The sequence below is a fragment of the Pollutimonas rozaliensis genome (assembly GCF_048751585.1).
GTDB lineage: Bacteria > Pseudomonadota > Gammaproteobacteria > Burkholderiales > Burkholderiaceae_B.
Genome location: NZ_JAZHOB010000008.1, coordinates 194,620 through 210,165, shown reverse-complemented (window position 1 = coordinate 210,165; position 15,546 = coordinate 194,620). Strand labels below are relative to the sequence as shown.

Sequence of the window (15,546 nt, the reverse complement as noted above, 5' to 3'; positions counted from 1 at the left end):
ACGCATTGCGCCGCCAGGGTAAGCCCATGCGGCGCGGCCATGTTCAAACGGCAGGAGGGGCGCCATCCCGATAGGCTTGCGGCGTAAGGCCGTGCCGCCGGGAGAAGGCCCGCTGCAGCGCATCCACCGACCGGAACCCGCTGCGTTCCGCGATTCTGTCCTGTGTCCACCGGGTTTGACGCAGCAACTGCGCGGCAACCGTCAGGCGCGCCTGTTCCACGAAACGGGCCGGCGTGCTGCCGGTCTCGGCTGCGAACGCGCGGGCGAAGTGCCGAGGGCTCATCCGGACCCGTCCAGCCAGCGCCTGAACCGACAGATCCCCTTGGGGATGCATGCTTATCCAAGCCGCCAGTTCCCGCAAGCGGTGGCTGGCGGCAGCTTGAACCTGGAGCATCTGGCTAAGTTGCGGATGCTCCCCGCCCCGAAGCAGCGGTAGCGCCAGCGTGCGGGCGATTTCCACTGAAACGGCATGGCCCAGGTCGTCTTCGACCAATGCAAGCGCAAGCTCGATGCCTGTCGTGACGCCCGCCGAGGTCCATACGGGACCGTCGTGTACGTAGATGCGCTCGCGCAGTACTTGAGTCTGCGGACGCAGCGCTTGCAATTGGTCGCAGACGCGCCAATGCGTGGTGGCCTCGCGGCCGTCCAGCAGGCCGGCCGAAGCCAGTGCGAATGCGCCGCTGCATACACTGGCCACCCGGCGCATTTGCGCGGCGGCGCCGGCCAGCCACACGGCGACGCCCTGTTCGACGATGGCCGCGCGCACGGCGGGTTCGTCGCCGCCCGCCACGATCAGCGTATCGATGATGGGCGGCAGTTGGCTCAACGCGCAGGTATCGGCGAAACTCACGCCGCCGCTGGTCAGGACAGTGCCCCCGAAAGGCGATGCGATATGCAGGCGGTAGGAGCCGGGACGCATTTCCTCGGCCTTGCTGAATACACTGGCCGGGCCGGCAACGTCGATCACCTCCACGCCGTTGAACGCGACGAGGACGACATCCCTGGCAGAAAGCGCGGTTTCTTCGTCCTTGTGGGGCAGGGCAGGCATAGCTAGACTCGATACATTACGGTTATGGAAGGGAGGCAGCCATGCTTAGCTTACTACGGGCGATGCTGGGCGCAAGCATTGCGGCATTACTGCTGGCTGCATGCGAGGGGCGAGCGCCCCTGCCGCCCGCGCCGGACGATATCGCCCTTGCCCAGCGCCAGAAACAGGCATTCGTCGAAGCCTTGAAGCCAAGTCGGAGCGGCCGGCCGGTGGTCGCTGTGCTGGCCTTGAACCAGGGTACCGAAATGACGGATCTTCTGCTGCCGCACGCTGTGTTGAAACGGGCCGACGTGGCCGACGTGCGCATCGTCGCGCCGCGTCCCGGCCGGGTGGCGCTGTACCCCGCGCTGCGGATCGAAGGGGTGCGGGACTTCTCCGGTTTCGATCGCACGCATCCCTCGGGCGCGGACTATGTCATCGTGCCGGCCATGGATCCCGATGACGATCCCGCCGTCCTCGCCTGGCTGCAAGGGCAGGCGCAGCGGGGCGCGCGGATAATCGGCCTATGTTCCGGCGCCCGGGTGCTTGGCCGCGCCGGGCTGCTCGATGGCCGGCGTTTCACCGGCCACTGGTACGACCGCGATACATTGCTTGACCACCCCGGTGCGACATACGTGCCGCATCAGCGCTATATGGTCGATCGCGGCGTTGCCACCACGACGGGCATAACGGCTTCGGTGCCGGCCACGCTCGCGCTTGTGGAAGCCATCGCAGGTCCGGACAAGGCGCGAGCCGTCGCCCGGGATATGGGGGTCGACAGTTGGGATACGCGGCACGACAGCGCGCTCTTCGGCCTGAACGCGGGTCGGGCTTGGGAATATGTGTTGAACAAGGCTGCGTTCTGGCGCGACGAGCGCTGGAGTATCGAGGTGGAGGATGGCACCGACGACGTTGCCCTTGCGCTGGTTGCGGATGCCTGGTCGCGCACCGGCCGCGCCAGCATCCAGGCGGCGTCGGCGTCCGGCCCGGTTACCCTGCGCAGCGGCCTTGTGCTTATGGCGCAACCGCTTGCCGGCCAATCGCCGCGCCTGCCTTTTCCAAAAGGACTGAAGCCGGTTCGGCAACTGGACCGGGCTTTGTGCGACATCGCCGAGCGCTACGGGACTGCGCGGCGCGACTGGGTCATGCAGGAGATGGAATACGCCGGACCCGATCCGGCGGCGCCCGGCCTGGCCTGCGCCGGGTAAATGGCGGGCGGATGGTTAAAACAGATCCAGCTGGCGCTTGTTTTCGGCTGGACGGCGGAAAAGCGACGTATCCAGGGGGTGCCGGGTCAGGTTCAGGCCGGCTTTCGCACAGGCCTTCCTGAAGCGCTGCTCAAGAAGGTCGGCAAACACGCCGCTGCCTTTCATCCGGATGCCGAAGTCGGAGTCATAAGCCCGGCCGCCGCGCATCTGCTTGATCAGATTCATGACGTGCGCCTCTTTCAAGGGGTGGTGGGCCGCCAGCCATTCGCGGAACAAATCGGCTATTTCAAGCGGCAGCCGCAGCAGGACGTAGGCGGCGTCCCTTGCGCCCGCGTCCTTTGCGCTGAACAGGACTCTTTCCATGTCGTGGTCGGTCACCGAGGGAATGACGGGCGCGACGATGACACCGGTGGGTACCCCGGCCTCGCTGAGTTTGCGCAGCGCCTCCAGGCGCGCGCCGGGCGTGCTGGCGCGGGGCTCCAGAGTGCGGACGATCTCGCGGTCCAGCGTGCCGACCGACATGAACACCCGGACCAGGTTCTTGCCGGCCATTTGCGCGAGCAGCTCGATATCCTGGGTGACCGAGGCGGACTTGGTCGTAATGGCGACCGGGTGATTGAATTCCTGCAACACAGCCAGGATTGAAGCCGTTATCCGTAGCCGCCGTTCTATGGGCTGGTAGGGATCGGTGTTGGCCCCAAGCGCTATCAGCTTGGGGACATACGAAGGGCTGGACAGGGCCTTGCGCAATAGGTCAGCCGCGTTGTGCTTGGCATAGAGCTTGGTTTCGAAGTCCAGGCCGGGGGAATGGTTCAGGTAGGCATGCGTGGGCCGCGCATAGCAGTATATGCAGCCATGTTCGCAGCCTCTGTACGGATTGATGGACTGATCGAAAGGAATGTCCGGCGAATCGTTGCGCGAAATGATGGATTTGGCCGTTTCGGCGGTGACGGTCGTGGCCGGCTTGGGAGTGCCGTCCGTCTGGCTTGTTTCCCATTCGTCGTCGAACGATACGCGTTGGAAGGCCTCGAACCGGGACGTCCCGTTCGACAGGCTGCCCCGGCCTTTGATGGGTGTGGCGCGCATGGCGTATCCCCGCTATATACTGTATAAATACACAGTATATAGCGCCTATGCCTACGATGCGAATTGAAATTTCTCGAATGAATGCAGCTTTTCTTCGATGATGCGTTTGTGCGTGGACCGGCGGCCTTTCCCCACCCATGTCCAGGCCTGCAACAGCAGTTCGCGGCGGGCGCGATCCGCCTTCAGGTCCAGAACCGCCACGATTTCGTCATCGACCAGCACCGGCAGCCCCATATACCCATAAATGCGCTTCTCCTTGGGCACATAGGCTTCGAACAAGTGCTCGTAGTCGAAGAACATCTTCAGCCGCTTGCGCTGGATGACCAAGGGATCGAAGGGCGAAAGAATATGAACGCCTGCCGTTTCCGATGGGATATCGGCCACTGTTTCGGGGAGCGACCAGTGTTCGGCCTTGCCGGCGCCGTCTATCGCCACGGGAATCAGCTTCCCTTGTTTCACCCGTTTCTCGATGGCCTGGCGAAGCAGGGGCTTGCGCCCGGCGTTCAGGTGACAGGCCGAGTCCAGGCTGACCAGGCCCTGCGATCGCAGCGCCCTGTCCAGTAGATAATCGATGACCTGTTTCTCGCTGGCTTTCCTGGGCGGTCTGTCCCATTGAAAATGCCGGTCCATAAGCTCGTAGGTCTTCAGCATGCCGGTACGTTCGCTGACCGTCAGTTTGCCGATGTGAAAAGCCAATTGCAATGCCCGTTTCGAAGGCTTTCTGCTGGCCCAGGCATGATCTTTTTCCACCAGTTCGTCGTCATCGATATCGCGTATCGATAATGCCCCGTTGTCGCGAACGCGAGTGATCACTCTGCGAAGCTCGCTTTCCGTCACGGAGCTGAACCAGCTTCGCGGCGACAGGCGCTGCTGTTTCATGTCGCCCATGAAGAATCGTAGATCGTCGGCCGGAATGTACGACAAAGCGTGAGTCCAGTATTCGAACACCGTCTTGTCCACGGTCTGCGCCTGCCGCAAATGATCGCGCCGGTAATCGGGAATCCGTGTCCAGAGAATGTGGTGGTGGCAGCGCTCGATGACGTTGATGGTGTCGATCTGCACATAGCCCAGGTGCCGGACTGCCGCAGGCGTGGCTTGGGGGCCGCCGCCGAACGGGGCGTCGGCATCCAGTCTTTGGGCCCGCAGCCATAGCCGGCGGGCCTGCGATTGGCTTATATCGAGCCGCATGCTTGCTTAGTGTCCTGGACGAAAGCGGTTCAAAAAGTGACTTTGACGGATGGGGCGCTGCGCTGCGCCGGCCCATGGAATACCGCTTCGATATTGTTGCCGTCGGGGTCGATCACAAAAGCCGCGTAGTAGTCGGGGTGGTATTCACGCAATCCCGGAGCGCCGTTATCTTTGCCGCCATGATCCAGCGCCGCCTTGTAAAAGGCGGAGACCATGGCCTGGTCGCGTGCCTGGAACGCCAGATGAACGGGACCGGTCAGCCGGCCCTGCGCAGCCGGGCTATCGGCGCTGGAGACGACGAGCTCGTCGGCCCAGAAAAAACCGTCGCCGGTACCGCCCATGGGTATGCCCAGGGTGTCGAGGATGGCGGAATAAAAGGCCCGGCTGGCGTCCAGGTCGCGCACTACCAATTGGATGTGGTCGATCAATCGGCCGCGATGCAATTCATGTATTTCCATTGTTTCTCCGGTTCAACCATTTTTAGCTGTTTGCACCCTGGCTTCTATTTTTGCCGCGCCTGCGCAATGAGCGCGTCCAGCTTGATTCCGTCCGCCGTGAACACGCGTATGCCTTCGGCCAGTTTCTCGGTCGCCATGGCGTCCTGGTTCAGTTCGGTGCGGAACGCGACCTCGTTGCTGGCCACCCATTCGGGCGCGGTTTTCCGGGCTTCCTGCGGGTCGAGAGCCCGTTCCAGCGGTTCGGTGCTTTGCGAAAGCTGATTCAGCAGGTCGGGACTGATGGTCAGCAGGTCGCAGCCGGCCAGCGCCCGTATTTGGCCGATATTCCGGAAACTGGCCCCCATGATTTCCGTGGGGATGTCGTAGGCCTTGTAATAGTCGTATATGCGCTTTACCGACAGCACGCCTGGGTCGGCCGCGCCGGCATTGGCGGCTTCGTCCCATTGGGCGCCCGCCGCTTTCTTGTGCCAGTCGTAAATGCGGCCCACGAAAGGCGATATCAGCTGCGCCTTGGCCTGGGCGCATGCCAGCGCCTGGGGCAGGGCGAACAGCAAAGTCATGTTGCAGCGTATGCCTTCGGCCTGCAATACCTTGGCGGCCTGGATGCCTTCCCAGGTGGATGCCAGCTTGATCAGCACCCGTTCGCGCTCGATGCCGGCGCGCAGGTACATGCCGATAATCTGGCGGGCACGCTCGATGCTGGCTTGCGTATCGAAGGATAGCCGTGCGTCGACTTCGGTCGATACCCGGCCGGGAATGATACCCAGGATTTCCTTTCCGAAAGCGACCAGCAACTGATCGGCCAGCTCCGCGCTGGAGGCGCTGGCGTGATCCGCCACTGTTTTTTCCAGCAGATGCCGGTTTTCTTCTTGTTGCACCGCCTTCAGGATAAGCGATGGGTTGGTCGTGGCATCGGTGGGGCGATGCTTGCGCATGGTATCGAAATCGCCGGTGTCGGCGACGACGGTTGTAAACTGACGCAGGGAATCGAGCTGGTTGGACATGATTTTTTACACCGTTCAAGACAATACGAGGCGGGCCGCGGCGTATTAATCGCCGCTTTGCAAACTGTAGACTATTTCAGCAAAGCCTACAGGCGCAAGGCGCGGCCTTGTACCGCATTTACACCCATTTAATTAGACCTTAGCAGTCTCAAGGTATAATTAGAAGGTTTAATTATTGACTTTACAACCGGGGTTTACAGTGCTGCCGTCACTCTTTTCCGAGGGGTCTGTCCAGGCTCCCACAGCAATTCTTGCCTTGGCGGACGGTACCATCTTCAAGGGTGTCTCTATCGGCGCCGATGGTTATTGCGTCGCCGAAATCGTCTTCAACACCGCCATGACCGGGTATCAGGAAATTCTGACCGATCCCAGCTACAACGGGCAAATCGTTACCCTTACCTATCCTCATATCGGCAATACCGGCGTCAACGACGAAGATGTCGAATCCACGCAGGTGCATGCGGCCGGGCTGGTCGTGCGCGACTGCTCGCTGCGCGTCTCCAACTTCCGTGCCACGCAATCCCTGCCCGATTACCTGAAGGCGCAGGGCGTCGTGGCCATTTCCGGCATCGATACCCGCAAGCTCACGCGCATACTGCGCGACGGCGGGGCGCAGGGCGCCTGCATCCTGGTGGGCGACGATGCCGAACGCGCCGTGCAACTGGCCCGCGACTTCCCGGGCATGTCGGGCCAGGACCTGGCCAAGGTGGTCTCCATCAAGGCTTCGAACGACTGGCATGCCGGCACATGGCAATTGGGCAAGGGTTTTTCGCAACCCGACAGCCATACCTACCACGTCGTGGCCTACGACTACGGCATCAAGACCAACATTCTGCGTTTGCTGGCCGATCGCGGCTGCCGCATCACGCTGGTTCCGGCGCAAACTCCCGTGGCCGACGTGCTGGCCCTGAAGCCGGACGGCATCTTCCTGTCCAACGGCCCCGGCGATCCCGAACCTTGCGATTACGCCATCGATGCCTGCAAGGCGGCGCTTCAGCAAAAGATACCTTTGTTCGGCATATGCCTGGGACAGCAGATTCTTGGCTTGGGCATGGGCGCCAAGACCATCAAGATGAAAACCGGCCACCATGGCGCCAACCATCCCGTACAGGACCTGGATACGGGCCGGGTGTTCATCACCAGCCAGAATCACGGCTTCAATGTCGATCCCGATTCCCTGCCGGCCAACGCCCGCGTTACGCATGTATCGCTGTTCGACGGCACGCTGCAAGGCTTCGAGCTCACCGACAGCCCCGCATTCTGCTTCCAGGGCCATCCCGAAGCCAGCCCCGGCCCACACGATATCGTGGTGCTCTTCGATAAATTCATCAGCCTCATGGCCAATAAAAAATAATTCAGCAATATGCCAAAGCGTTCAGATATAAAAAGCATTCTCATCATTGGCGCGGGCCCGATCATCATCGGTCAGGCCTGCGAATTCGACTACTCCGGCGCACAGGCCTGCAAGGCCCTGAAGGCCGACGGCTACCGCACCATATTGGTGAACAGCAATCCGGCCACCATCATGACCGATCCGGAGACGGCCGACGTCACCTACATCGAGCCCATCACCTGGCAGGCCGTCGAAAAAATCATCGAACGGGAAAAACCCGATGCGTTGTTGCCCACGATGGGTGGCCAGACGGCGCTCAATTGCGCGCTCGACCTGGTCCATCAAGGCGTGCTTGAAAAGTATGGCGTCGAACTGATCGGCGCCAACGAACATGCCATCGAGAAGGCCGAGGATCGCCAGAAATTCAAGCAGGCCATGACCAAGATCGGCCTGGAGTCGGCCAAGTCCGGCGTGGCTCACTCCATGGATGAGGCCTGGGAAGTCCAGCGCCGCATCGGCGACGAAGCCGGCAACGCCGGCTTTCCCGTGGTCATCCGCCCCAGTTTCACCATGGGCGGCTCGGGCGGCGGCATCGCCTACAACAGCGAAGAGTTCGAAAGCATTTGCAGGCGCGGCCTGGAAGCCTCTCCCACCAAGGAATTGCTCATCGAGGAGTCGCTGCTGGGCTGGAAAGAATACGAAATGGAAGTCGTGCGCGATTGCGCCGACAACTGCATTATCGTCTGCTCGATCGAGAACCTGGACCCCATGGGCGTGCATACGGGCGACTCCATCACCGTCGCGCCCGCGCAAACCCTGACCGACAAGGAATACCAGATCATGCGCAACGCATCGATCGCGGTATTGCGCGAAATCGGCGTCGATACGGGTGGTTCCAACGTGCAGTTCGCGGTCAATCCGCAGACCGGCCGCATGATCGTCATCGAGATGAATCCGCGCGTGTCGCGCTCCTCGGCGCTGGCCTCCAAGGCCACGGGTTTCCCCATCGCCAAGGTGGCGGCGCGCCTGGCCGTGGGCTATACGCTGGACGAACTCAAGAACGAAATCACGGGCGGCGCCACGCCGGCGTCGTTCGAGCCTTCGATCGACTACGTGGTGACTAAGGTTCCCCGTTTTGCCTTCGAGAAATTCCCCCAGGCCGATTCGCGCCTGACCACGCAAATGAAATCCGTGGGCGAAGTCATGGCCATAGGCCGGACCTTCCAGGAATCCTTCCAGAAAGCCTTGCGCGGGCTGGAAGTCGGCGTCGACGGCCTGAATCAAAAAACCACCGATCGCGAGAAGCTGCAGATCGAGCTGGGCGAGCCCGGCCCGGAACGCATCTGGTACGTGGGCGACGCCTTCGCCCAGGGCTTCAGCCTTGAAGAAGTCCACGGCTTGACCAGCATCGATCCCTGGTTCCTGGCCCAGATCAAGGAAATCGTCGATATCGAGCTCGCGCTCGAACAGAAGACCCTGGCCGACCTGGACCACGACACCGTCTGGCAACTGAAGCGCCGGGGCTTTTCCGATCGTCGCCTGGCCTTCCTGCTGGACACCTCGGAAGCCGAAGTGCGCAAGTTGCGCCATCAGCTTGGCGTCCGCCCGGTCTACAAACGCGTCGACACCTGCGCCGCCGAGTTTCCGACCCGCACGGCGTATATGTATTCCACCTACGAAGACGAGTGCGAGGCCGCGCCCACCGACCGCAAGAAAATCATTGTGCTTGGCGGCGGCCCCAATCGCATCGGGCAGGGCATCGAATTCGATTATTGCTGCGTGCACGCAGCCCTGGCATTGCGCGAAGACGGCTATGAAACCATCATGGTCAACTGCAATCCCGAAACAGTTTCCACCGACTACGATACCTCCGATCGCTTGTACTTCGAGCCCCTTACGCTCGAAGACGTGCTGGAAATCGTCCACAAGGAAAACCCCGTCGGCATGATCGTGCAGTATGGCGGCCAGACGCCGCTGAAGCTGGCGCGCGCCCTCGAGGCCAATGGCGTGCCCATCATCGGCACCAGCCCCGAATCCATCGACGTGGCCGAAGACCGCGAGCGCTTCCAGAAGCTGCTGAACAAGCTGGGCTTGCGCCAGCCGCCCAACCGCACGGCGCGCACTGAAGGCGAAGCCCTCGCCCATGCCTCTGAAATCGGCTACCCCCTGGTGGTGCGCCCCAGCTATGTGCTGGGCGGGCGGGCCATGGAAATCGTTCACGAGCAGCAGGACCTCGAGCGCTACATGCGCGAAGCCGTCAAGGTCAGCAACGATTCGCCGGTCCTGCTGGATCATTTCCTGAACAACGCGACCGAGGTCGACGTGGATTGCCTGGCCGACGGCGAAACCGTGTTCATCGGCGGCGTCATGGAGCATATCGAACAGGCCGGCGTGCATTCCGGCGATTCGGCCTGCAGCCTGCCGCCGTACTCCCTGTCGGCCGAGATCATCGCCGAGATCAAGCGCCAGACATCGCTGATGGCGCGCGCTCTGAACGTGAAGGGCCTGATGAACGTGCAGTTCGCCATCCAGGACGGCGACGTGTATGTGCTTGAGGTCAATCCGCGCGCCTCGCGCACGGTGCCCTATGTATCCAAGGCGACCGGACTGCAACTGGCCAAGATCGCGGCACGGGCCATGGCGGGCAATACGCTGGCCGAGCAGGGCATACGCAAGGAAATCGTTCCCTCCTATTACTCCGTGAAAGAAGCGGTGTTCCCCTTCGTCAAGTTCCCGGGCGTGGACACCATCCTGGGGCCTGAAATGAAATCCACCGGCGAAGTCATGGGTGTGGGCATGAGCTTTGGCGAGGCCTTCGTCAAGTCGCAATTGGCGGCCAGCGTATTGCTGCCCGAATCCGGCACGGCGTTCATCAGCGTGCGCGCGCAAGACAAGCCGCGCGCCGTGGAAGTGGCCCGAGGCTTAAGCGAGCTGGGCTTCAAGATTGTCGCCACTCGCGGCACGGCCGCGGCGATCGAGGCGGCCGGCCTGGAAGTTCAGGTGGTCAACAAGGTCACCGAAGGGCGTCCGCACATCGTCGACATGATCAAGAACGGCGAAATCGCGCTGGTCATCAACACGGTCGAAGAGCGGCGCAACGCGATCGCCGATTCGCGCATGATACGCACCAATGCGCTGGCGGCCCGGGTAACCTTCTTCACCACCATAGCGGGCGCGCGCGCGGCTGTCGAAGGCCTGCAATATATGCGCCAGGGCGATGGCCTGAAGGTGTATTCCCTGCAAGACCTGCACGCTTCTTTGCCGGCCCAATAAGGGCGGCGCGTTCATGAGGCGCGTGTTCATCACCGGGGCGAGCAGCGGCATAGGCGCCGCGCTCGCCCTGTTTTATGCGCGGCGCGGCGATCGGCTTGCCCTGCTGGGCCGTCGCCGGGATGCCTTGCTGGCATTGCGGGACAGCCTGCCGGGCAGCCATCGCATTTATGTGGCCGATGTCCGCGACCGCGCCGCCCTGCATGCGGCCGCGCAGGATTTCCTGGCCGAAGGCCCGGTCGATATCGTCATCGCCAGCGCCGGGATCAGCGCCGGGACGCTTACCGAGGAACTCGACGATTTCCAGGTATTCGAATCCATCGTTGCAACCAACCTGAATGCCACCGTGGCCACCTTCGAGCCGTTCATTGCTTCGATGAAACAGCGCGGGGCTGGCCGCCTGGCCGGAATCGCCAGCGTGGCGGCCGTGCGCGGCCTGCCTGGGGCGGGCGCCTACAGCGCGTCCAAGGCGGCTGTCCGGACTTATTGCGAAAGCTTGCGGGTCGAGTTGAGCCGGACGGGGATCAAGGTGGTGACGATTGCTCCGGGCTTCATCCAGACCCCGATGACGGCGCATAATCCCTACAAGATGCCTTTCCTGATGCCGGTGGACCGGTTTGCGGAACAGGCCGCGGCGGCTATCGACAAGGGCGTATCGTACAAGGTGATCCCTTGGCAAATGGCCGGGGTGGCCCGCTTGCTGGGCCTGGTGCCCGACAGGCTATACGACTACTTTGCTTTCAAGCGCAAGCGCAAGCCCCGGGTGCATTAAGTCCGCGTGGCCATGGGCAGCGACGCATCGAAATCGGCGTCGCCATCGACATAAAACCAATGTCCATTTTCCAGGACGAAGCGGCTGCGCTCGTGTAGCCGATGGGCGCGTCCCGCTTCCCGGTAGCGCGCCGTGAAAACGACTTCCGCCTGCGTATCGTCCAGCCTGCTGTGGCTTTCCACGATCAATCCCAGCCAGCGTATGCCATGCGCCTGGCCCGGCGGAGCCAGATCCAGGCCGGCCGGCCGGGTCAAGGGGTGCCAGGTCGCCAGCAGGTAGGCCTCCAGGCCCAGCGCATAGGCGGTGTATCGGGATCGCATCAAGCGCTCGGCATCGGGCGCGGACGCCTGCCCGTCTATAAAGCGCTGGCAGCAAGCGGAATAGGAAAGGCCCGGCCCGCCGCCGCAAGGGCAAGGGGCCGCGCCGGGCTTGTCTTGTTTCATGCGCGGCTCCGTATCTTGTGCTGATCGGCCTTAAATGACATCGTCCAGAGCGGCCATGGCCAAGTGTTCGGTTTGGCCCCATTCCCGGATGTGCCAGCGCCTGTTCTCGTCGATGGCGAACTGATTGATGCTGGTGTTCAGGATGGGATCGGGCCGGACGGCGTCCAGCGGCAGGCCGTTGGCAATGCGCCAGGCGATGTCGATGACGCCGCCGTGCGAAAACACCATGATGTTCTTGCCTTGATGGTCGCGCGCCAGGCCCTCGAAGGCTTGAGCGATGCGCGTGGAGAATGCCCTCAGGGTCTCTCCCTTTTCTACCTCCTGGTCGGGGTCGCGGAAATTAATCCGGCATCCGTCTTCCTGTTCGCCATTCAGCAGCGCCCAATCCTGCCCCTCGTAGATGCCATAGCAGCGTTCGCGCAGGCCTGCATGGCGTTCTATGGGCAGGCCGAAATGGCCGGCCGCGTCGCGGGCGGTTTCATAGGCGCGAACCAGGTCGCTGGCGACGATCAGGTCGATCTTTGCATCGAAAGAGGGCGAGCGCAGATGGCCGCTCAGTTGCCGGGCCTGCTGGACGCCGACGGCGCTAAGCGGAATGTCCAGCCAGCCCTGAAGCCGTCTGTCCGCATTCCATTGGGTCTCGCCGTGGCGTATCAGCCAGAATCGGGTGGTATTCACGTAATGCACTCACTTAAGGATGAATCGGATGGCGCTGGAGACACAACAGTATATTAAGTGTTGCGGTCCGATGCTTCGCGACCGTACACTCTCGCCTCAGTAAAACAGCAATTCAATTCCAATAAAGGGCGCGTATCCCATGTCGAACACTTATTTTCCGCGCTGGCGCAAAGTCCAGAGCAACGCCAGCGGCGTCGTTGTCCAGCCTGACGAATGCATGTCCTGGCCGCAGAACATTGCCATGGGCGCCCAGCACGTCGTGGCCATGTTCGGTTCGACGATACTGGCGCCCTTGCTGATGGGCTTTGATCCGAACGTCGCCATCCTGATGTCGGGTATCGGCACACTGATCTTCTTCGTGTTCGTGGGCGGCAGGGTGCCCAGCTACCTGGGCTCCAGCTTCGCCTTCATAGGCGGCGTGATCGCGGTGACCGGCTATGCGGGCGCCGGGGCAAATGGCAATATCGGCGTGGCGCTGGGCGCCATCATTGCCTGCGGTTTCGTTTATACCCTGATCGGCCTGGTGGTATGGTGGATGAATGCGCGTTCCGGCGGGGCCAGCCAGTGGATCGATACCTGGATGCCGCCCGTCGTGACCGGCGCCATCGTTGCCGTCATCGGCCTGAATCTGGCGCCCATCGCGGCCAAGGGCGCCATGGGCGGTTCCACTTTCGACGCCCTGATGGCGCTCATGACAGTGCTGTGCGTGGGCGGAATCGCCGTCTATACCCGAGGCACCACCCAGCGCCTGCTGATCCTGGTGGGCCTGCTGCTGGCCTGCGTCATCTATGCGGTGCTCACCAATGTATTGGGCATGGGCAAGCCCATCGATTTCAGCGGAGTGGCCAACGCCGCATGGCTGGGGCTGCCGCAGTTCGCGGCCCCCGTGTTCCAGTTGCATGCCATGAGCGTGATCGTGCCGGTGGCCGTCATCCTGGTGGCCGAGAACCTGGGCCACATCAAGGCGGTCAGCGCCATGACGGGGAAAAATCTGGACGTCTATCTGGGCCGGGCCTTTGTGGGCGACGGCGTGGCCACCATGGTCTCGGGCGCGGTCGGAGGCACGGGCGTCACGACCTATGCCGAGAATATCGGCGTCATGACGGTTACCCGCATCTATTCCACCCTGGTTTTCGTGGTGGCTGCCTGCATCGCCATCCTGCTGGGCTTTTCGCCCAAGTTCGGGGCGCTGATCCAGGTCATTCCCGGGCCGGTCCTGGGCGGGATGTCCGTCGTGGTGTTCGGCCTGATCGCCGTGGCCGGCGCCCGTATCTGGGTGGTGAATCAGGTCGATTTCAGCGACAACCGCAATCTTATCGTGGCAGCCGTCACCCTGGTGCTGGGCGCCGGCAATTTCTCTATCCAGTTCGGGGCGTTCAAGCTGGACGGCATCGGCACGGCAACCTTCGGCGCCATCATTTTGTACGCGCTGCTGCGTTTGGGATCGGACAAGGGCAAATCGCTGCTGTAAGGCAATCAGTATCGATAATTTACAAGGAAAAATAGTTTATTTTCAATAGTTTGACCGGTTTTTAAAGGCTGCTTGCATTCGGCTCGGTCAAAGGCTTGCAATTTCCTTGAAGTTTGCCGACAATAGCTACATATCCCCGGTTTGCATCCAGGCCGGGGTTTTATTTTGGACTAGACCTAATTGTTGTTTACAGCTATAAAAAACCAGCAATTCCTTTAGTTCGCATCAATGGGCGGTATTCTCCGCCCTAGTAATTTACTAATAGGCGCTCCTTTGTGGGGAGCGTCTTTTTACTTTTTATTCAGGAATACCTATGTCTGCGATACCGTTGACAACACGCGGCGCTGAGCGCTTGCAAGCAGAATTACATCGTTTGAAGACCATCGAGCGTCCTGCGGTCATTAATGCCATCGCCGAGGCCCGCGCCCAGGGCGATCTATCTGAAAACGCCGAATACGACGCCGCGCGCGAACGCCAGGCCTTCGTTGAAGGGCGCATCCAGGAGCTGGAAGGCACCTTGTCCAATGCTCAGGTCATCGACCCGGCTTCGCTCGATGTCGACGGCAAAGCCGTGTTCGGCGCCACCGTCGAAATCGAAGACCTGGCATCGGGCGAACGCGTTACCTATCAAATCGTGGGCGACGTCGAGGCCGACATCCGGGCCAACCTTATTTCCGTCTCCAGCCCCGTGGCCCGGGCCCTGATCGGCAAAGGCGAGGGCGATGTGGTCGAAGTCAAGGCGCCGGCGGGCATACGCGAATTCGAAGTCCTTAACGTCAGCTATCTGTAGCAGGCCGGCGGCGCACGCCATCCTCTTGTAAAATACCCGCATAACCGGCCGTTTGCGGCCGGGCAGCAAAAAAGCCCCCACGCCGCGCCTTCGGCTTGCTGCCCCCAAAGGGGGCGCTTTTTACCTTGGGGCGGCCCGGCGGAAAAAAAAGCCCATACACAGAACGTGTTGGGCTTTATAATTTGCGCGCCGCGAAGCCGCGCGCCATGAAAGCGCATGCCGGCTTGGCCGGCGGTCAGCGTTTTCCGGGGCGTAGATTGCGGCGTGCCCCGGCACGCAACGATAGCGCGCTGCCAGAACGGCGCGGTATGCCATGATCGGCGCGATCAGCCGATGCCGCGCTGGCGCGTCGAGCGCGAGGCGCCGCTGTTTCGGGTTTGTCGGTTTTCTGGGCGGCGCGCTTGGCTTTTTCTGTGCGGCGGGTTCGCGTCAGGCCTTCAGCGGCCTGTTTCTTGGGCGTATGGGGTTCCGACGGCTTGCGTACCGCTCGGGTCGCGTACTGTTCTTCGGCCTTGGCACGCTGGGCCGCGACATCGGGCCGATAGATAATCAGTGTTTTGCCAAGGTGGTGAACCAGCGCGCACGACAGGGTCTCGCAAATGGTTTCCTGCATGGCGTTGCGCGCTTCGCGTTCCTCGCCAGCTATGCGGACCTTGATCAATTGGTGCGCATTCAGGTTGAGGTCGATTTCTTTGAGCACCGATTCGGTCAAGCCGCGGTCGCCAATCAGAACGACCGGGCGCAAAGGGTGGGCGGCGGCGCGCAGGGCGCTACGCTCTTGGGAAGTAATGTCGAGTTTGGGCATATTGAGATTGTAC

General features: G+C 61.8%; 14 protein-coding genes. 6 read left to right on the top strand and 8 right to left on the bottom strand.

The annotated features are described in order from the left end of the window. Positions 1-43 precede the first annotated feature (43 nt). Positions 44-1,048, bottom strand: a complete 1,005-nt coding sequence (locus V0R37_RS16235) for a GlxA family transcriptional regulator (protein ID WP_420375497.1) — start codon at positions 1,046-1,048, stop codon at positions 44-46. A gap of 41 nt (positions 1,049-1,089) precedes the next feature. Here V0R37_RS16235 and V0R37_RS16230 point away from each other — a divergent pair, with 41 nt between their 5' ends. Next, positions 1,090-2,235 (top strand): DJ-1/PfpI family protein, encoded by a 1,146-nt coding sequence (locus V0R37_RS16230; protein ID WP_420375496.1) that lies wholly within the window; start codon positions 1,090-1,092, stop codon positions 2,233-2,235. A gap of 15 nt (positions 2,236-2,250) precedes the next feature. Here V0R37_RS16230 and V0R37_RS16225 read toward each other — a convergent pair whose 3' ends face one another. From V0R37_RS16225 to tal, 4 genes are read right to left on the bottom strand one after another with little or no spacing between them, the layout of a single operon-like run. Further along, on the bottom strand, positions 2,251-3,321 hold the full coding sequence (locus tag V0R37_RS16225; RefSeq protein ID WP_420375495.1) for a PA0069 family radical SAM protein: 1,071 nt from the start codon (positions 3,319-3,321) through the stop codon (positions 2,251-2,253). Positions 3,322-3,372: 51 nt separating this feature from the next. Then, positions 3,373-4,509 carry a winged helix-turn-helix domain-containing protein gene (locus V0R37_RS16220; RefSeq protein ID WP_420375494.1) on the bottom strand — a complete coding sequence of 379 codons (1,137 nt, stop codon included), beginning with the start codon at positions 4,507-4,509 and terminating at the stop codon, positions 3,373-3,375. Positions 4,510-4,538: 29 nt separating this feature from the next. After that, positions 4,539-4,967 (bottom strand): VOC family protein, encoded by a 429-nt coding sequence (locus V0R37_RS16215; protein WP_420375493.1) that lies wholly within the window; start codon positions 4,965-4,967, stop codon positions 4,539-4,541. Positions 4,968-5,011: 44 nt separating this feature from the next. Further along, positions 5,012-5,971 carry a transaldolase gene (gene tal, locus V0R37_RS16210; RefSeq protein ID WP_420375492.1) on the bottom strand — a complete coding sequence of 320 codons (960 nt, stop codon included), beginning with the start codon at positions 5,969-5,971 and terminating at the stop codon, positions 5,012-5,014. Positions 5,972-6,170: 199 nt separating this feature from the next. Between tal and carA the strand changes: the two genes are divergently transcribed. From carA to V0R37_RS16195, 3 genes are read left to right on the top strand one after another with little or no spacing between them, the layout of a single operon-like run. Beyond that, positions 6,171-7,325 (top strand): glutamine-hydrolyzing carbamoyl-phosphate synthase small subunit, encoded by a 1,155-nt coding sequence (carA, locus tag V0R37_RS16205; RefSeq protein ID WP_420375599.1) that lies wholly within the window; start codon positions 6,171-6,173, stop codon positions 7,323-7,325. Between the two features lie 9 nt (positions 7,326-7,334). Next, positions 7,335-10,577 carry a carbamoyl-phosphate synthase large subunit gene (gene carB / locus V0R37_RS16200; RefSeq protein ID WP_420375491.1) on the top strand — a complete coding sequence of 1,081 codons (3,243 nt, stop codon included), beginning with the start codon at positions 7,335-7,337 and terminating at the stop codon, positions 10,575-10,577. Between the two features lie 13 nt (positions 10,578-10,590). Continuing rightward, a complete protein-coding gene (locus V0R37_RS16195; protein ID WP_420375490.1) occupies positions 10,591-11,346 on the top strand; it encodes an SDR family oxidoreductase in 756 nt (251 codons plus the stop codon). Here V0R37_RS16195 and V0R37_RS16190 read toward each other — a convergent pair. Together V0R37_RS16190 and V0R37_RS16185 are read right to left on the bottom strand one after the other, a co-directional pair. Next, a complete protein-coding gene (locus V0R37_RS16190; RefSeq protein WP_420375489.1) occupies positions 11,343-11,789 on the bottom strand; it encodes a YchJ family protein in 447 nt (148 codons plus the stop codon). The genes V0R37_RS16195 and V0R37_RS16190 overlap by 4 nt on opposite strands. A 30-nt stretch (positions 11,790-11,819) precedes the next feature. After that, entirely contained in the window at positions 11,820-12,467 is a 648-nt protein-coding gene (locus V0R37_RS16185; protein WP_420375488.1) for a histidine phosphatase family protein, read from the bottom strand. 139 nt (positions 12,468-12,606) lie between these two features. Between V0R37_RS16185 and V0R37_RS16180 the strand changes: the two genes are divergently transcribed. Then, entirely contained in the window at positions 12,607-13,938 is a 1,332-nt protein-coding gene (locus V0R37_RS16180; RefSeq protein WP_420375487.1) for a solute carrier family 23 protein, read from the top strand. Positions 13,939-14,251: 313 nt separating this feature from the next. Continuing rightward, a complete protein-coding gene (gene greA / locus V0R37_RS16175) occupies positions 14,252-14,728 on the top strand; it encodes a transcription elongation factor GreA (RefSeq protein ID WP_420375486.1) in 477 nt (158 codons plus the stop codon). 235 nt (positions 14,729-14,963) lie between these two features. On the opposite strand, the gene V0R37_RS16170 is transcribed toward greA, so the two are convergent. Continuing rightward, the gene (locus V0R37_RS16170; protein ID WP_420375485.1) at positions 14,964-15,533 is read right to left on the bottom strand and encodes a YhbY family RNA-binding protein; all 570 of its coding nucleotides are present in this window, start codon (positions 15,531-15,533) and stop codon (positions 14,964-14,966) included. Between the last annotated feature and the right edge of the window lie 13 nt (positions 15,534-15,546).